This window comes from Pandoraea vervacti (assembly GCF_000934605.2).
Lineage (GTDB): Bacteria > Pseudomonadota > Gammaproteobacteria > Burkholderiales > Burkholderiaceae > Pandoraea > Pandoraea vervacti.
Genome location: NZ_CP010897.2, coordinates 5056006 through 5073988 on the forward strand (window position 1 = coordinate 5056006; position 17983 = coordinate 5073988).

Consider the following 17983-nt stretch of genomic DNA (forward strand, 5'->3'; position numbering starts at 1 on the left):
GCAACGCAGCATCCCACCCCACTGAATGCGTACTGCTAACGCATGATTCAGGAGACTTGAATGGCCGGTGGTCGTGAGCGTCAGGCCCCGATTGCGGAGCGTTTGGCCGATTTGATAGGGCAGCAAATCACCAATGGCGTGTATCGCGCAGGGGACAAACTACCGTCATTGCGTGAGTTGGCGCATTTGCACAGTTACGCCAAGAACACCGTGGTGGCAGCGTTCGATCTTCTGGTGTCGCGCGGGTTGGTGGAGTCCCGGCGCGGCGCCGGTTTCTATGTCCAGCCTCAGGCACGCCGCGCCACGCCGGAGGAAGACGCCGGGCAGCTCAACCGTGCGATGGATGTGGTCTGGCTGATGCGCGAGCAGCTCAAGACCCAGCCGGATGCGGTCGCCGTGGGCGATGGCTTCCCGCCTGTCGAGTGGCTGGCCGATATGCGCATGGATCGCTATCACCAGAAAGTGGTACGAACCGGGCTCGGCGCCTTGTTCCGCTATGGGAGCCGCTTCGGATATGCGCCGCTGCGCGATAGTCTGGTGCGCAAGCTGGGCGTGTTTGGCATCGGGGTGACACCTCAGCAACTCGTGCTGACCCAGGGCGCGAACGAAGCCATGGATCTGGTCATTCGCTACTTTGTCCCGCCCGGCGCAACGGTGCTGGTGGACGACCCTGGTTACTACCTGCTGTTCGGCAAACTCAAGCTGGCCGGCGCGCGTGTATTGGGCGTCCCGAGGCAGGCCGATGGTCCCGATGTCCACGCGTTGGAGCAGTTGCTGCTCAACGAGCGCCCTCGCTTGTTCTTTACCCAGTCGCTGGCGCATAACCCCACGGGCTCGGACATCAGCGCCGCCAAGGCTTATCGTGTGCTGCAGCTTGCGGAACGTCACAATCTCTTGCTGGTGGAGAACGACCCGTTGGCCGATTTCAAGCCGACCTCGTCGGTGCGTTTGTCCACACTGGATCAGTTGGAACGCACGATTTATATCGGCAGCTTTTCCAAGTCGTTTTCTGCCGCGCTTCGCGTGGGATTCATTGCATGCAGCGAATCGTTGGCCAGCGATCTGGCGGATTTGCGATCGCTCATCCACGTGAGTGGATCGGAGTACTGCGAACGCATGGTCGACGTGATGCTTCGCGAAGGCCACTACGAGCGGCATCTGGTGCGCTTGCGCCAACGCTTGGGCAAGGCGACCGAGCAGGCGTTGGCGTGGTTGGAGAAGCACGACTGCGAAGTCTTCGCGCGCAATCCTCAGTCGCTTTATCTCTGGGTCAAGTTTCCCGGCAATCCCGACGCGATGCGTCTGGCGGAGCGGTTGCTCACCCACAAGGTCACCATGGCGCCGGGACACGTTTTCACCCTCGATTCGAGCCGGGTGTCCCCCTGGTCGCGCTGCAATGTGGGCGCCATGCTCGATCCGCGCTTCGAGGCGGCATTTGGGGCAGTGCTGCAGGGGAGTTAGTCCGTTACGCAACGCCTGGCGGCGTGGCCTGATGACTGCGCCCGGCACCGTTCAGCGCGTCAACAGTCGGTTTTCGAGAACGGTCTGCATATCGCGACGACCGTCGGCGATCAGATAAACGATGACTTGTTTTCCGGTGACCCGATAAATGATCCGATACGGCTTGAACGATACTTGCCGATACTCTTTGATGCCCAGAGAGATCAACTCCCGCGGGAAATTGCCTCTCTCGGGCCATCGCGCCAGCCCGGTCACCGCTTCCATCAATTGGTCCAGCACATACTCCGCGTTCTGCAAGCCATCGAATTCGGAGATGTAGTCGTAAATCGCTTCGAGATCACCCTCTGCACCGTCGGTCAACAACACGTCAAATTCGACCATGGTCCGCGTCACACCCCACCGCTTCGCTTCTTGCGCAGCCGTGCGACGACCTCGGCGACGGGTTTGACTTTACCTGCTGCCACGTCCTGATTTCCCAATGCGAGCACCTTCAGAAGCGCCAATGCTTCCTGAGTCTCCTCGTAGGACGCCACATCTTGCAGAACCGCCTTGGCTTCACCATTTTGCGTGATGACCATTGGCGTGCGTTGCTCAGCCAACGTTGCCAGCACCTCGGCCGCGTTGGCCTTCAGGTAGCTGATGGGCTTCACTTGCGTCGAATAGCGCATTTCCATATGTCCGATTCCCGAATAGGACTAAATATAGTCTTTTTGTAGTCTCACCTCAAGATTGCCATCCTTCCCGAATGATCTGCGCGATTTGCTCGCCCGTCGCACGGTTGTGCGCCTGCACCAGCGCGACAGCGCCCGCGTCGTCCCCGGCCTCGCACAAGCGCAGCAATTCGCGATGTTCCTCATGCGAGCGCGCAGCATTGCGCGGCTTTTGCCAGGTCAGAAAGAGATAACGGCCGAGATTCAGACGCGCCGTGGCGATCGCCCGCTGGAAGTACGGACGCTCCGCCTTCGCGTAGAGCATGCCGTGGAACGCGGCATTGCGCGTCACAATGTCCGCCAGGTCCGTGGCGGCCTCCAGCGCGTCCAGCGCCGCTCTGGCGCGGGCGAGATCCGCGCGTGAAAGATTCGGCATGGCCAGCGCCATCAGGCGCCCCTCCAGCAACGCCCGAAAATCCGCCAGTTCCAGCGCGTCGTCCTCGGTGAGCGACGTCACCACCGTGCCGCGATTCATGCGACTCACCGCAAGTCCGTCCGACGCGAGCATGGTCAACGCCTCGCGCACCGGCACGTGACTCACCCCCAGCGCAGCAGCCAGATGGTCCTGCCGCAAGGCCTCGCCCGGCTTCAACTCACCACGGCCGATCTGCTCCCTCAGCGCTTCGTATGCCCGCTCGACTGCGGTTCCCGTGCCCGACTCCTGACGCATCGTTCGCCTCTTTCGGTTAACAATATATAATCACATCAAATTATATATTATTTAGAAAAGGTGACGTCCATGTCTGTACCCAGCCCGTCCTCACCACCCTCACCATCGCCTTCGTCGACATCGACTCCCGACGCCTTCCACCCCGAACGCCTCTGGCAGCATGCGCTGCTCGCCGGCCTGTGTGCTGTGGCGGGCGTCGCGCTGCACGCGGCAGGGTTGCGCGGCGATCCGCTCGCTGTGGCGGTCGTCCTTTTGCTCTGCCTCAGTTACTGGGCCACGGGCTGGCTGCCGGACTTCGTCGTATCGCTGCTGTTGATGTTTCTGCTCGCCACGTGCACGTCGCTGGGCGCGAACGTCGTCTTCTCCGGCTTCACATCGAGCGCGTTCTGGCTGGTGTTCAGCGGCGCGGTGATCGGCATGGCGCTGAACGTCACCGGGCTGGGCGAACGTGTCGCCTCGCGGCTGGCCGACCATTGCGGCCGAGCGTACGGGCTCGCACTCACCGGGTTCGTTGCCATCGCATTCGCGCTGTCGATCGTGATGCCCTCGACACTCGGTCGCATCGCCATTCTCACGCCCATCGTGCTGAGCTTCTGCGACCGCGTCGGCCTCACGCCGGGCCGCCCGGGGCGTATCGGCCTGATGCTCGCCACGGCCCTGGCCAGTTGCGAACTGTCCACCGCGATCTTGCCCGCCAATCTGCCCAACCTCGTCATGGCGGGTACCGCCGAAACGGTCCTCGGCCTGCATCTCGGTTATGGCGAGTACGCAATCGCGCTCGTGCCCACACTCGCCATCGTTCGGGGCATCGTGCTCGTCGTCGTGGCAAAACGGCTATTCCCGGATCGTCTGACGACACCCCGCGCAGAGAACGGGTCTGACGCCACGGCGCGCGACACCCCCATGAGCGCACACGAAAAGCGGCTTCTCGCCGCGCTCACGCTCATGCTTGCGCTCTGGCTTACCGAACCGTGGCACCACGTTGCCGCGGGTTGGGTCGGGCTGGGCATTGCATTGCTGTGTCTGGGCCCGCTGCGTCTCGTGAATGCCGACGCCTTCCTCAAGCAGGTCAAACTTGCCCCGCTGTGGTTCGTCGCCGCCATCATCGGCCTGACGGCAGCCGTCGATCACGCAGGACTCGCCAACGCATTGCGCCCCTTGCTGGCCCATCTCGATCTGGCACAACTGTCGACGATGCTCGCTTATCTGGGGCTGGTTGTCCTGTCGATCGTCCTCACGTTCCTTGTCACGTCCAACGCCGCGCCCGCGCTCTACACGCCACTGGTACCGGCCCTCGCCGTCGGCGCCCCGCTTGGCGCAACGGCCATTTTGCTCACGCAGGCAGTCGGCATCTCGACCATCGCGCTTCCCTATCAGGCTCCGCCGCTCGTGCTCGCCATGGCGCTCGCCGGCATTGGCATCCGGGACGCAACGCGCTACTGCATTGCCACCGCGCTTGTCGCGCTGCTGAGTGTCGTGCCACTGACCGCCGTGTGGTGGCACGTCATGGGTTTGCTGTCGCTTCGCTGACCTGAATACGCCACTGTCGAGCTTTCATTTCAAACGCTGGTTTGCGAGACGAACACGGAGCTACCATCGGACGGACACCGATACGGTGGATGTCAATCGTTTCGCAGACCATCTCGTCTACTATGAAATCGCATGGGGAATGCCCTGCTTGAGGGACTCGCCCGCATGCCGCCACAATCGCTCATCAGCCAGGAAAACAAGCGGCGACAAGCGACAACGAGCCACAACAAGCAACGACGAGCAACAACGAGCAACAACGAGCGCCGCCCGCCATACCGAAACTCCGAAGGCAGTCACCGTAGTCGAACCAAGCCGTTTCATGCAGCCAAGGGGAGTCTTGCATGACATCGAAGCCGTCGGCTGTCACCGAAGCCACACCTCCAGCGCCGTCCACGCCATGCGGGCCTGGTGCGCGTCGGCACTGGTCCGAGGACAGCGCGCGGCTGCGCTTTTATGGCGGCGCCGGAATCTTCATGACGCTCGCGGTGCTGTGCGTGTGGGCGTATCGGTACTTTCTGTCGGGCACGCCGACCATCAGCCCCGCCGCTGTCGACTTCCTGCCGTTCTGGGGGGCCGCGCACTTCGTGCTGCACGGCCACGCGATCGACGCCTATGACGTCGAGCTGATGTCGAAGCTCCAGATTGCAGAACAACCGTGGGCGGCAAACCTCGGTGGCTACCTGCCGTGGTTGTATCCGCCGGTGATGATGGTCTTTGTCACGCCGTTCGCGCTGTTGCCTTACGTCTACGCTTACGTCTTGTATGCGTTGATCGGTCTGAGCCTCTATTACGCCGCATTGCGACGCACGCTCCGCTGGCCCGACGCGCGCGTGCCGACGCTCGGGTTTCCCGGCGTCATGCTCGTGATCGTGACCGGCCAGATCGCCCTCTATACCACGGCGCTTGCGGGCTTCTCGCTCGCCATGCTGCGCAAACGGCCCGTATGGGCCGGGGTATTCGCCGGACTGCTTTTCGTCAAGCCGCACGTCGCCCTGCTCTTTCCCCTCGCCTTTCTTTGCGCACGCGAGTGGCGCGCGCTCGCCGCGTGCATCGTCACCGTCGTCGGCACGACGTTGCTCGCCGCTACGCTCTTCGGCGTCGACGTCTATGCCGCCTTCCTGCACGCCTCGACCTTCGCTCGCGAGAGCATCTCCAACGGGGCGGCACAGATCGCGCGCGTGCCGACCTTCTTCATCACGGCGCGCATGCTGGGGGCGCCAGTCGGCGTGGCAGCAGCGATTCATGCGGTCATCGCGCTAGGCGCCGTCGCGGTCCTGATCGACTTCTGGCGGCGCCCCGGGGTGTTTGCCCTGCGCGCCGCCACGCTCGTATGCGCCACGACACTCGTCAGTCCCTACCTCTACGACTACGATCTCGCGCTGCTCGCCGTCGTCATCGCCTGGTATGTGCGAGACGGCGTCGCACGGGGATGGCTGCGCGGCGAACGGGAATGGCTCGTGCTGTTGTGGATTACGCCGATGCTCGGCCTGCTGGGATCGATGCAGATCGGCGTCCAGTTCCTGCCGTTCATCACGCTGGGTACGCTCGTCATGTTGTGGCGACGTCGCCGTCGCCTCGCACATGTTGCCGATGCCAGCCACCCCGCACACACCGACGGCGATCGTGCCGTCGCACCGCTGCGCCGCACTGACTCCACGCCCGCGTTCACGAGGTAATCGCCATGCCCCGCGCCGCTGCCCGTACCGATACCTCCCGCGCGTCAATGTCATCATCAGCGTCGTCATCGACACAGTTTCGCGCGCCGCTCATCTCGCTCGTCGTGCCCTGTCACAACGAAGCGCCGGCACTCGACGCGTTCTATCGCGCCGTGGCCCCGGTGCTCGACGGCGTCGCCAACGCGCGCTTCGAGATCATCTGCGTGAACGACGGCAGCACCGACGACACGCTGGGCGCATTGCTTGCGCTCAGGCGCGAAGACCCGCGCATCCGCGTCATCGATTTCACGCGCAACTTCGGTAAGGAGGCGGCCTTGAGCGCGGGCATCGACGAGGCGGTGGGCGACGCCGTCATCCCCATCGACGCCGACCTTCAGGACCCACCGGCGCTCATCCCCGTGATGATCGAACGCTGGCGCGACGGCGCCGAGGTCGTGCTGGCCAAGCGCACCAATCGCGCGAGCGACAGCGTCGCCAAGCGCGTGGCGGCGGGACTCTATTACCGCGTGCACAATCGGCTCTCGGAGGTAAAGCTGCCGGAGAACGTCGGTGATTTTCGCCTGATGGACCGGCGAGTCGTGAATGCGATCCGGCGACTGCCCGAGCGCCGCCGCTTCATGAAGGGCCTGTTCGCATGGGTGGGGTTTCGCACCCAAATCGTGGAATACGTGCGCGAGCCACGCAGCGCGGGCGAGTCGAAGTTCTCCGGATGGCGCCTGTGGAACTTCGCACTCGAAGGCATTACCAGCTTCAGCACCGTGCCGCTTCGCTGCTGGACTTACATCGGCGTCTCGCTCGCCCTGCTCTCGCTCGCTTACGGCAGCTACATCGCCCTGCGCACGATCATTCACGGGGTAGACGTGCCCGGCTACGCATCGCTGCTTGTCGGGGTTCTGTTCCTTGGCGGAATTCAACTCGTGGGCATCGGCGTGATCGGCGAGTATGTCGGACGCATCTATTACGAATCGAAGGGACGTCCGCTGTATCTCGTACGCTGGCGTTATCAGACGGGCGTAAAGATCAGTCACCTGCCGTCGCGCGCCGGCATGCGCGTACAGCCGCGCCCCGTCACACGCGCCGATATGTCCAGTAACGATGGAGCAGGAAAGTCGTCGGCGGCACGATCAGCACGACCGCCGCGATCCCGCTCCAATGGTTGCCTCCCAGATGCTCGACCGTTCGTGCGACGACTGTCGTGAGCATCAGTCCGAACACCGACACCGGCAGGAATCGCGCGAGGCTCGTGCGGTGTACGCGCGCAGAAAAGCTCCATAGCGTATTAAGCAGATAGGAGCACGGCGTCGCGACGCAGAATGCGACGGCATTGGCGAGTACCGAACCCGCGCCGAACGCCTCGATCAGCGTGATCGCCACGATCACATGCACGGCCGTTGAAATCGCGCCGGACACTCCGAACCGCATCAATGGCACCACCAGCGTGCGCACATGCGGCGACGCGCGCAGGCGTTGCAGGCGCGTGGCGCCTTCTTGAGCAGATATCTGACGCGAGTCCGGCATCGTTTCGGTCACGCTGGCAAGTGAGTTCGGCGTTGGTTCACCTGACGATACCAGCACACGCGCGAGTTGCCACGAAATGTTTGCAATGCAACATGGAGGCACGGCCCCGTCAGGGTTGGACGAATAAGAATTTATGCCATTTTCGCGGAACATGGGTTGCATGCCTGTACGAGACGTCTAGGATTGCGAGGTACTCCGTAATGAAAAGACGACGTCCGACAACGACAGGAGGAAGACAATGCAACGCCCCAACGCCATCCACGCCGCCAGTGTTCTGGCCTTTGCCGTCACGACGTGGAGCGCCGCTTCGCACGCAGCCGACGCCACCGCAACTCCCCCCGCATCTCTCCTCGCTTCCGCGGCGCCCGTTACTTCGCAAACCATGCAGGTCGAGGGGCTGTCGCAACCCGCCGATATCCTGATCGATCGCAACGGCGTGCCGCACATCTTCGCCGCAAACGAGCGCGACGGCTTTTTCGTGCAGGGTTTCAATGCGGCGCGCGATCGTCTGTTTCAGATCGACCTCTGGCGACGCCGGGGGCTGGGCCAGTTGTCCGAAGTGTTCGGGCGCGCCTATGTGGCGCAGGACGACGCCGCGCGCCGCTTCGTCTATCGCGGCGACATGGCGACCGAATGGCGTCGATATGGCCCGGATGCCAAGCCGGCCGCCGAGGCGTTCGCCGCTGGCGTGAACGCCTACATCGACTGGCTCGCCCGGCATCCCGATCAGATGCCGTACGAATTCAAAAAGGTGGGCTACTGGCCCGCGAAGTGGTCTGCCGAGGACATCGTTCGCATTCGCAGCCACGGCCTGACCCGCAACCTGAAGAGCGAAGTCGCCCGCGCGAAAGTGGTTTGCAAGGCGTCGCTCGATGCAGACGGCGTGCGTGTCGGCCTCCAGCCCGCATGGAAGACGCAGGTGCCCGACGGGCTGGACCCGTGCCTGCCCGACGACTTGCTCAAGGTCTTCGACCTCGCCACGCAAGGCGTGAAGATCACGAAGGAATCGCTGCAGCACGCCAATGCCGACGTCGTGCAATTGGCGGAAAACGGCCCTTACGACGTTTCCACGGAATCGGCCGAAGGCAGCAACAACTGGGTCGTCTCGCCGCAGAAGTCGGCCACCGGCCGCCCCATCATGGCGAACGACCCGCACCGTGCCTTCGCCGCGCCGAGCCTGCGCTACATCGTGCAGGTCAGCACCCCGACCCTCAATCTCATCGGCGCGGGCGAGCCCGCGATCCCCGGCGTCGCCATCGGGCATAACGGCACCATCGCGTTCGGACTCACGATTTTCAATATCGACCAGGAGGATCTGTACGTCTACGACCTGAACCCGGCGAACCCCGATCAATACCGATACCGAGGGAAGTGGGTGCCGATGCGAACGGTGCACGAGACCATCGATGTGCGCGACGGTGCACCGGTGCAGACCGATCTCAAGTTCACGAAGCACGGTCCGGTGATCTATGTCGACGCGGCCCGGCATCATGCGTATGCCGTGCGTACCGCGTGGCTGGAGCCGGGCATGTCGCCCTACTTCGACGCCATGCGCTACATGCGCGCGAAGACTTTCGCCCAGTTCCAGACGGCGCTCGATACGTGGGGGGCGCCAACGGTCAACCAGGTCTATGCAGATACGTCGGGCAATATCGGCTGGGTCCCGAGCGGCATGGCCCCGATTCGTCCTAACTGGGACGGCCTGATGCCGGTGCCAGGAGACGGCCGCTACGAATGGGCGGGCTTCTGGCGACGCGATCAGCTGCCGTCGGCCTATAACCCGGCGAGCGGTTATTTCACGACATCCAACGAAATGAACATGCCGGCGGGCTATCCGTACGCGCAGCGCAAGCTCGGCTTCGAGTGGACGAACGGCTCGCGTCACGCACGTATCGACGAAGTCCTCAAGGCGAAGGACAAGGTGTCGCTGGAGGACTCCGAGCGGTTGCAGAACGATATCGTGTCGATACCGGCGCGGCGTCTGGTGGCGCTGCTCGCACCGCTGTCCAGCGACGATCCGCAAACGTCAGCGGCGCTTACACTTCTCAAGGGGTGGGACGCCCACATGGGGGCCGACTCGGCGCAAGCCGCGCTCGAAGAAGTCTGGTTCAGCCGACACCTGGGACGCGCGTACAAGAACGCCGTGCTGCCGAAGTCCGCGGCAGACACCTTCGGCGCTCCCGACCCGGCGGCCATGCTCGACGCGCTTGAGCAGCCTGCGGCGCGTTTCGGTGCGAACGCCAACGCCAAGCGCGACGCCGTGTTGCTTACGAGTCTCGGTGAGGCGTGGGGGGAAATGATGAGGCTGCAAGGTACCGATCCGGGCACCTGGCAATGGGGCAAGCTCCATACGAACCTCAATGCCCATCCGCTCGCAGACGCCGTGGACGCCGAGATGCGCGCCAAACTCAACGTCGGTCCGCTGGCGAAAGGAGGCAGTCCGTTCACGCCGAACCAGTCGACCTACCGCGTGAGCGACTTCCGTCAGACGAACGGCCCGTCGTTCCGGATCGTGGTCGACGTGGGCAACTGGGACAACACGCGCGCGATGAACCTGCCGGGCGAGTCGGGCAACCCGGACAGCCCGCACTACCGCGATCTGGCGCAAAAGTGGCTCGACGGCGAGTATTTCAAGCTGCCGTATTCGCGCGAGGCGGTGGAAGCGGCGACGGAGTCACGTTTGCATCTGGTGCCGGCGACGGCACGTTGACGTGTCACCGCGCGCGATACGCGCGGCGACATGAATGGAGCAGCGCTCGATAACGTCCCGCGGACGCTTATCGAGCGCAGATCGAGCGCCAATCGACCACCTAACCCCTTAGCGAGCGCTCCTGGCGCGTCGCCTGAGGGTCGGTGGAGCGCGCATCAGTGCCCGCCGGGTACAAACTCCGATTTGTCGCGTTTGATGCTGCGCGAGTCGACCGCGTTGGTCGGCACCAGCAGCAGCAAGAGCATGACGCCGATCGAAATCGCGAGGATCGACAGGAACGTGAGGTGCAGCGAGTGTTGCAACACGGCGCGGATCGCCTCGTCGGCCACCGACGACACGCCGCGATCCTCCAGCACGTGGCGCAGTTGATCGGAGGTCACAGGCGCGAGGCCACTCGAATGCGTCAACCCGAAGTTGAGCACGGCGCCGAAAAGCGTCGCGCCCAGCGTGCTGCCAAGATTTCGCGAGAAGATGTTCGACGCCGTGGCGCTGCCGCGCTGCGACGGATCGACGATTTCCTGAATCAGCACCAGTGCGCTCACACTGCCCGTGCCCATCGAGAAACCCATCAGCAACGAGCCAAAACCGGCGAGCAACGGCGAACTGCTCGGGCCGAGCAACGCAAAAACGAGCCCGCCAAGCGGCATGAGCAGACTGCCGCCGACAAGAATGCGCCGCAGGCCGAAGCGCGTGAACGTCTTCGCGGCGAACGTGGCGCCGATGGGCCAGCCGACCATGATCATCGTGAGCGCCATGCCGGCGACGACCGGTGTCTGACGCAGCACGCCCTGCGCATACATTGGCAGGAAGGTGGTCAGTCCCATGAGCACCATGCCGGAGAGCAACGTCGCCGCATTGGCCGCCGCAATCGGGCGGCGACTCCACAGGGCAAACGAGATCATCGGGTCCTTCGCGCGGCGCTCCTGCCAGACGAAGAGGACGACGGCGACAGCACATACGAGTATGCCGCCCCAGACATGCGTGTCGGTGAACGCATTTGCGTCGGTCAGGGCAATCATCAGCCCGGCCACCGCGATCGTGAAGAACACGGCGCCCATCACGTCGATGCTTGGTCGCTGACGCGGCGCGTCTTCATGCAGATAAGCCACGAAACCGGCAGCGGCAAGCAGGCCGATGGGAATGTTGATCCAGAAAATCCACGCCCACGACAGATCGCGAATGATGAGACCGCCGAGCATCGGGCCAAGCACTGCCGAGATGGCCCAGACGCTGGCGAGCCAGCCCTGTACCTTGCCGCGCTCGCTGATCGGGTAGTAATCGGCAATGATCACGAGGCTGACCGGCTGAATGCACGCGGCGCCTACGCCCTGCAACAGACGGAATGCGATCATCGCGGGCATGGACCACGCGAGCCCGCCGCCGAGCGAGGCGATGAGAAAAACGGCAATGCCCACGAGAATGACCGGCTTGCGACCATAGAGGTCGGCGAGTTTGCCGAACACCACCGTCATGGCCGTCTGCGCGAGCAGAAAGGCGGAAAAGACCCAGCTGTAGAGATTCAGGCCACCCAGTTGGGCGACGATTTGCGGCATGGCCGTCGAGATGATCGTGGCTTCGATGGCCACCATAGACGTTGCCGCCATGACGGATGCCACAATCAATGGCCGCACGGAATTGCGTGTCGCAGACATGTTTTTTTGTGAAGTGGGGGTGCGTAACAACTTGCGAGAAAGGCGCGACACCCCTGTCGGGCGCAGCAGCCACGCCAGATGGCGGAAGACGGGGATCGAACGTGGCGGCGATGCCGCACGCGTAGTCAAGACGACTTGGGCCTGGCGATGGCGACAAGCATAGCCCAATGCAGCAAAACGCGTATGACGCTCGCCGAACTGCCTCGCGGTTCCTCCCGAAAGCCTTGCACGGTGCGGGCAAGTGCCGGTTCGTTCCGACAAGCCCCTGCTCACCCTCAGGTTTTGGAAGGTTTTGGACGACGAAATACCCGCGCGATGCCGATGCCGATGCCGAAGGCGAGCGCCGAAAGCCGAAAGCGTTACACCGTTGCGGGATGACGACGTTTGGCGTCCCGAAATCCGACACGGCCTTGCGGCTTATCGTCGCAGCGCTCTCCGACGGCTTACCGGCTCATCGGCGCATCGATTCGCGCGATTATCACGGCGCGAGAATCCGGCTCGCGATCCACGCGAGCACGGGAACCGCACCGTGAACGGCCTCATGCAGTGCCGCGATTGCGCTTGATCACGCCGTAGATCGCCAGCAGTACGATCGCGCCGATGATCGAAGCGATCCAGCCGGCCGACTCGCCTTCGGTATAGAGGTGGAGGAACTGGCCGACATACCTGGCGAGCAGCGCGCCAGCAATGCCGAGGATGATGGTCATGATGATGCCCATGCTGTCCCGCCCGGGATGCAGGGCGCGCGCGATGAGACCAACGATCAGACCGACGACGATGGTGCCGATAATGCCCATGACGTACCTCCAAGGACGGGAACCCGAACGCAGTATAGCCCCGATTTCCGAAGGCTCGCGCCGGATCCCCACACCCCGCCGGTCCGCCTGTTGTATTCGCCCGACGGCGCCGGCCGACATCTGATATATCAAGAGAAAGCCCATGCGGCCGCCGGGACGCCGGACATCGCTATGCCGGGTATAAGGGATGCCTATTTGTCAAAAATGGGCGTCTGCGCGATGATGGAGCACGCAATTCAGAATGCGCGGGCGGCGTGGCGCCACGGAAACGGGCATCGCGTCGACGCGCTATAATCAGGGGCTATCAGATCCCCCACATCATGCAACTGCTCGCTCTCGGCCTGAACCACCACACGGCGCCCGTCTCGCTGCGCGAACGGGTGGCGTTTCCGTTCGAGCGGATCGAACCGGCGCTGGCGGGTCTCAAGAGCCTGTGGACGAGCAGCGGCAAGTTGAGCGCCCCCGAGGCCGCCATCCTGTCGACGTGCAACCGCACCGAGATCTATTGCGTGACGGACGACGCCGCGGCCCGCGAGCGCGCGGTGCACTGGCTTTCCCAGTTCCACAACATTCCCGCCGGCGATCTCGCTCCCCATCTATACGCCCTGCCCCAATCCGACGCAGTTCGCCACGCCTTTCGCGTCGCCAGCGGTCTGGACTCGATGGTGCTCGGCGAGACACAGATCCTGGGGCAGTTGAAAGACGCGGTGCGCACCGCCTCCGAGGCCGGCGCCCTGGGGACGTATCTGAATCAGCTTTTCCAGCGCACGTTCGCCGTGGCCAAGGAAGTCCGTGGCCAGACCGAGATCGGGGCACATTCGGTGTCGATGGCCGCCGCTGCGGTACGTCTCGCGCAGCGCATCTTCGAGAGCATCAGTACGCAAAAGGTACTGTTCATCGGCGCGGGCGAGATGATCGATCTGTGCGCCACGCACTTCGCTGCGCAAAACCCGAAAGCCCTATACATCGCAAACCGGACTGCCGAGCGTGGCGAAAAGCTCGCCGAACGCCTGGGCGGCACGGCCATCCGCTTGTCGGAGTTGCCACAGCGGTTGCACGAGTTCGATATCGTCGTGTCGTGCACGGCGAGTACCCTGCCGCTGATCGGCCTCGGTGCGGTCGAGCGCGCCATCAAGGCGCGCAAGCACAAGCCGATGTTCATGGTCGATCTGGCCGTGCCACGCGACATCGAACCGGAAGTGGGCCGTCTGGCCGACGTCTTCCTGTACACCGTCGACGATCTCGGCGCGGTCGTACGTGAAGGGAATGCGCTGCGTCAGGCTGCCGTCGCGCAAGCCGAGGCGATCATCGAGACCCGTGTGCAGAACTTCATGCAGTGGCTCGACGCACGCAGCGTCGTGCCGGTCATTCGCGACATCCACGGCTCTGCCGAGGCCATGCGCGTGGCGGAACTCGAGCGTGCCCAGCGCATGCTCGCGCGTGGCGACGACCCTGCCGCCGTGCTCGAAGCCCTGTCCCAGTCCCTCACCAAGAAATTCCTGCACGGCCCGACCCACGCGCTCAATACGGCGCGCGGCGATTCGCGCGAGCAAATCATTCACCTCATTCCCGAACTGTTCCGCACCTCGGGAACCGCCGACAAATAGATGAAAGCGAGCATGCAAGCCAAGCTCGACCAATTGACGCAACGTCTGGTCGAGCTTGATGGCCTATTGAGCCAGGGCGATGTCACCCGCGACCTGGACAACTACCGCAAGCTCACGCGCGAACATGCCGAGCTGGCACCTGTCGTCGCGCAATATCAGCAATACCGCCAGGCGCACAACGATGTGGCGGCGGCGCAGGAAATGGCGTCCGATCCGGAAATGCGCGAGTTCGCCGAAGACGAGGCCGCCACCGCCCGCGCCCGCATGGAAGATATGGAGGGCACGCTGCAACGCATGCTGCTGCCGCGCGACCCCAACGACGACCGCAACATCTATCTGGAAATTCGCGCCGGCACCGGGGGAGACGAATCGGCGCTGTTCGCGGGCGATCTGCTGCGGATGTACACGCGCTACGCCGAACGGCAGCGCTGGCAGGTTGAAATCATGTCGGCGAGCGAATCGGATCTGGGCGGGTACAAGGAAGTGATCGTCCGTTTGGTCGGTCAGGGTGCGTATTCGCGTCTGAAGTTCGAGTCGGGCGGCCATCGGGTGCAACGTGTGCCCGCGACCGAAACGCAGGGGCGCATTCATACCTCCGCCTGCACCGTGGCCGTCATGCCGGAAGCCGACGACGTGGCCGATGTCGAAATCAATCCGGCCGACATTCGCATCGATACGTTCCGCGCCTCGGGCGCCGGCGGCCAGCACGTCAACAAGACGGATTCGGCCGTGCGCATCACGCACCTGCCCACGGGTATCGTCGTGGAGTGTCAGGACGACCGCTCGCAGCATCGCAACAAGGACAAGGCGCTCAAGGTACTGGCCGCTCGCATCAAGGACGCCCAGTTGCGTGCTCAGCAAGCCAAGGAAGCGGCCACCCGCAAGAGTCTGATCGGCTCCGGCGATCGCTCGGAGCGCATTCGCACATACAACTTCCCGCAGGGGCGGATGACGGATCACCGCATCAACCTCACGCTTTACAAGCTCGAATACATCATGGACGGCGATCTCGACGAGATGATCAACGCGCTGGTGACCGAGCATCAGGCGGAACTGCTCGCGTCGCTGGGCGAGGCCGTCTGATGACATCGGGCGTGCATGGGGACAATGCGAAGAAGACCGATGCCGCCACCGTGGCGACACTGCTGCGCGAGCCCGGCTTGCCGCCCGCGGAGTCGCGCATTCTGCTCGCCCACATACTCGGCTGGACCCGCACCCAACTGATTACCCGCGACCGTGAGCCCCTGGCGCCGGAGACGCTCGCCGCCTACCGGTCGCTTCATGCGCGGCGCGCGGCAGGCGAGCCTATCGCCTATCTGACCGGCACCCGCGAATTCTTCGGCCTGACGCTCAAGGTGAGCCCCTCGGTGCTCATCCCCCGTCCCGAGACGGAACTGCTTGTGGAACTGGCGCTGGCTCGACTCGAAGGACGCCGCATGCCGCGCGTGCTCGATCTGGGCACCGGCAGCGGCGCCATCGCGTTGGCTATTGCGCATGGGCGTCCCGACGCAGAGGTGACCGCCCTGGATCGTTCGGCGAACGCCCTCGATGTCGCCCGGGAGAACGCTCGCCAATTGGGGCTGGAGGCTCGCGTCCGGTTCCTCGAAAGCGACTGGTATGGCGCGCTGCCTGCCGAGACCGCCCCGTTCGACATCATCGTCTCCAATCCACCCTACATCGTCTCGGGCGACGAACACCTCTCGCAGGGCGACCTGCGCTTCGAGCCGGTCGATGCCCTGACCGACCATGCCGACGGGCTGGCGGCCTTGCGCGTTATCGTGGCAGGGGCGCCGTCGCGACTGCTGCCCGATAGCTGGCTGCTGTGCGAGCACGGCTACCATCAGGCGCCGGACGTCAGGGCGCTATGCACGGCAGCGGGGTTCGTGGACGTGATGTCCGAGCGCGACCTTGCCGGGATTGAGCGCACCACCGGTGGTCGACACGTCTGAGCGGCATCCGACGAACGCGCCCGAAAACCGCTAAAATGCCGGATACGCCGACTTTCCGGCATCCCCACGAGCTTCCGATCATGACTACCCAGCAACGTATCCAGCAAATCGTCTCCGAGCATCCCGTCGTCCTGTTCATGAAGGGCAACGCGCAATTTCCGATGTGCGGCTTCTCGGGCCGTGCCGTGCAGATTCTGAAGGCTTGCGAAGTCAACGATCTCTTCACGGTCGACGTGCTGCAAGACGACGAAATCCGTCAGGGCGTGAAGGAATTCGCCAACTGGCCGACCATTCCGCAGCTCTACATCAACGGCGAATTCATCGGCGGCTCGGACATCATGATGGAGATGTACCAAAGCGGCGAACTCAAGCAGATCATCGCCGAACTCGCCTGATCTCTCGGTCGTTCCGGCTTTCGCAGCGAGGGCGCCGCGTCCAATGACTGTCTCAAACGTTTCGAACGTTTCGACGCAAGTTCCCGGCGCGCGCACGCCGGTGCGTCTGATCGTCGCCATAACGGGGGCAACAGGCGCCGTGTACGGCGTGCGTCTGCTCCAGCGCCTGCGCGCGATGGGCGGCGTCGAAACGCATTTGATGGTGTCGGGCGCGGGCTGGCTCACGCTGCGCCACGAACTGGGGATGGATCGCGCCGAGGTGCAGGCGCTGGCCGATCAGTATCACAGCGTGCGCGAAATCGGCGCGAACATCGCCAGCGGCTCCTTCGCCACGGCGGGAATGGTCGTCGCCCCCTGTTCGATGAAGACACTCGCGAGCGTGGCGCACGGCCTCTCGGATAACCTGATCGCGCGCGCCGCCGACGTCACCCTGAAGGAGCGCCGTCGCCTCGTGCTGATGGTGCGCGAAACGCCCTTCAACCTCGCCCATCTGCGCAACATGACGGCCGTCACCGAGATGGGCGGCATCGTCTACCCACCGCTACCTGCGTTCTACAACCGTCCGGCTTCGCTCGATGCGATGGTCGACGACACTGTCGCGCGCGTCATCGACCTGTTCGCGATTGCGCCGCCCGTCGCCTCGAGCTGGGACGGCCTCGGCAAGGACGCGGAAGCCTGAGATCCGCCGGTTTTGCGAGTCACCGGGTCCATGTCCCGGGCTTTCGCCTGTACGCCTTCGGCACTGCACCGCTACGCCTTACCGCCTCATCCCACCGCGCGCACTTTTCATCGCACGCCATCCACCCAGCGCTGCAACGTATCGAGCGCCCCGTGCGTCTGCCCGGCGGCGGACGCCGGCGTTTGCACGCACAATTCCAGCATGACGTCGTTCGGATCCAGCAGATAGAGATGTTCGCCGTCGTCATGACGCTCCACGGCGAACGGCACCTCATGGGCATTCAGGCGGGACTTCCAGCGATCGAGCGCCTCGCGCTCGGACACACGCAACGCCACATGGTGGATCTGCGTGGCCGGCGTATCGGGATGGGGATGGGGTTCGGGCGCGAGTCCGTCGCAATTGAAAAAGGCCAGCGCCTGTCCGGGCGCGATCTGATAGCTCACGAGCAGATAGGGCTTGCCCCACAGACGGCTCATGCCGCTCTGCGCCCCTGCCAGCGTGAAACCCATGACCTCGACGTAGAATCGGTGTGTGAGTGTCGCGTCGTAACTCGGATACGCGACATGATCGATCGCCACAGGGGACACAGGAGTGACGCGTGCCGCAGATTCGACGGCGGGGCTGGGGTC

The 17983-nt window shown here is 63.8% G+C and carries 16 protein-coding genes and 1 pseudogene; 10 read left to right on the top strand and 7 right to left on the bottom strand.

Going from position 1 to position 17983, the window contains the following annotated elements; all coding sequences use genetic code 11:
- The first annotated feature begins 60 nt into the window (after positions 1–60).
- The gene (locus UC34_RS22035) at positions 61–1461 is read left to right on the top strand and encodes an aminotransferase-like domain-containing protein (RefSeq protein WP_044457207.1); all 1401 of its coding nucleotides are present in this window, start codon (positions 61–63) and stop codon (positions 1459–1461) included.
- Positions 1462–1512: 51 nt separating this feature from the next.
- On the opposite strand, the gene UC34_RS22040 is transcribed toward UC34_RS22035, so the two are convergent.
- Genes UC34_RS22040 through UC34_RS22050 form a run of 3 tightly spaced genes read right to left on the bottom strand, consistent with a single transcriptional unit; the run spans position 1513 to position 2841 of the window.
- Complete coding sequence (locus UC34_RS22040) at positions 1513–1842, bottom strand: type II toxin-antitoxin system RelE/ParE family toxin (protein ID WP_044457208.1); 330 nt, start codon at positions 1840–1842, stop codon at positions 1513–1515.
- 8 nt (positions 1843–1850) lie between these two features.
- Entirely contained in the window at positions 1851–2129 is a 279-nt protein-coding gene (locus UC34_RS22045) for a type II toxin-antitoxin system Phd/YefM family antitoxin (RefSeq protein WP_044458550.1), read from the bottom strand.
- A gap of 55 nt (positions 2130–2184) precedes the next feature.
- Complete coding sequence (locus UC34_RS22050; protein ID WP_044457209.1) at positions 2185–2841, bottom strand: GntR family transcriptional regulator; 657 nt, start codon at positions 2839–2841, stop codon at positions 2185–2187.
- A gap of 69 nt (positions 2842–2910) precedes the next feature.
- Here UC34_RS22050 and UC34_RS22055 point away from each other — a divergent pair, with 69 nt between their 5' ends.
- From UC34_RS22055 to UC34_RS22065, 3 genes are all read left to right on the top strand, one after another.
- On the top strand, positions 2911–4371 hold the full coding sequence (locus UC34_RS22055; RefSeq protein ID WP_084070892.1) for an SLC13 family permease: 1461 nt from the start codon (positions 2911–2913) through the stop codon (positions 4369–4371).
- Positions 4372–4712: 341 nt separating this feature from the next.
- On the top strand, positions 4713–6047 hold the full coding sequence (locus UC34_RS22060) for a glycosyltransferase family 87 protein (RefSeq protein WP_072617521.1): 1335 nt from the start codon (positions 4713–4715) through the stop codon (positions 6045–6047).
- Between the two features lie 47 nt (positions 6048–6094).
- A complete protein-coding gene (locus UC34_RS22065) occupies positions 6095–7246 on the top strand; it encodes a glycosyltransferase family 2 protein (protein WP_084070894.1) in 1152 nt (383 codons plus the stop codon).
- Here the strand turns inward: UC34_RS22065 and UC34_RS26145 are convergent.
- Positions 7191–7727: pseudogene (locus UC34_RS26145) on the bottom strand (GtrA family protein); the annotation flags it as partial. The gene UC34_RS22065 and the pseudogene UC34_RS26145 overlap by 56 nt on opposite strands.
- Before the next feature lie 76 nt (positions 7728–7803).
- Here UC34_RS26145 and UC34_RS22075 point away from each other — a divergent pair.
- Positions 7804–10275 carry a penicillin acylase family protein gene (locus UC34_RS22075; RefSeq protein ID WP_072617522.1) on the top strand — a complete coding sequence of 824 codons (2472 nt, stop codon included), beginning with the start codon at positions 7804–7806 and terminating at the stop codon, positions 10273–10275.
- Positions 10276–10430: 155 nt separating this feature from the next.
- Here the strand turns inward: UC34_RS22075 and UC34_RS22080 are convergent, their stop codons facing one another.
- Together UC34_RS22080 and UC34_RS22085 are read right to left on the bottom strand one after the other, a co-directional pair.
- Positions 10431–11927: an MDR family MFS transporter gene (locus tag UC34_RS22080; protein WP_044457211.1), complete on the bottom strand. Its 1497-nt coding sequence runs from the start codon at positions 11925–11927 to the stop codon at positions 10431–10433.
- 539 nt (positions 11928–12466) lie between these two features.
- Positions 12467–12724: a GlsB/YeaQ/YmgE family stress response membrane protein gene (locus UC34_RS22085; protein WP_044457212.1), complete on the bottom strand. Its 258-nt coding sequence runs from the start codon at positions 12722–12724 to the stop codon at positions 12467–12469.
- Positions 12725–13044: 320 nt separating this feature from the next.
- Between UC34_RS22085 and hemA the strand changes: the two genes are divergently transcribed.
- The 5 genes from hemA to UC34_RS22110 all read left to right on the top strand — a co-directional run bounded on the left by hemA (position 13045) and on the right by UC34_RS22110 (position 17354).
- A complete protein-coding gene (gene hemA / locus UC34_RS22090) occupies positions 13045–14331 on the top strand; it encodes a glutamyl-tRNA reductase (RefSeq protein ID WP_044457213.1) in 1287 nt (428 codons plus the stop codon).
- Positions 14332–15414, top strand: coding sequence for a peptide chain release factor 1 (gene prfA / locus UC34_RS22095; RefSeq protein WP_044457214.1), 1083 nt, complete (start codon positions 14332–14334; stop codon positions 15412–15414).
- The gene (gene prmC / locus UC34_RS22100) at positions 15414–16280 is read left to right on the top strand and encodes a peptide chain release factor N(5)-glutamine methyltransferase (RefSeq protein WP_044457215.1); all 867 of its coding nucleotides are present in this window, start codon (positions 15414–15416) and stop codon (positions 16278–16280) included. Before prfA ends, prmC begins: the two co-directional genes overlap by 1 nt.
- An 80-nt stretch (positions 16281–16360) precedes the next feature.
- Positions 16361–16675 carry a Grx4 family monothiol glutaredoxin gene (gene grxD / locus UC34_RS22105; protein ID WP_044458554.1) on the top strand — a complete coding sequence of 105 codons (315 nt, stop codon included), beginning with the start codon at positions 16361–16363 and terminating at the stop codon, positions 16673–16675.
- Positions 16676–16718: 43 nt separating this feature from the next.
- Positions 16719–17354: a UbiX family flavin prenyltransferase gene (locus UC34_RS22110; RefSeq protein ID WP_044457216.1), complete on the top strand. Its 636-nt coding sequence runs from the start codon at positions 16719–16721 to the stop codon at positions 17352–17354.
- A 107-nt stretch (positions 17355–17461) separates the two neighbouring features.
- Here UC34_RS22110 and UC34_RS22115 read toward each other — a convergent pair whose 3' ends face one another.
- On the bottom strand, positions 17462–17932 hold the full coding sequence (locus UC34_RS22115) for a VOC family protein (RefSeq protein WP_044457217.1): 471 nt from the start codon (positions 17930–17932) through the stop codon (positions 17462–17464).
- Positions 17933–17983: the final 51 nt, after the last annotated feature.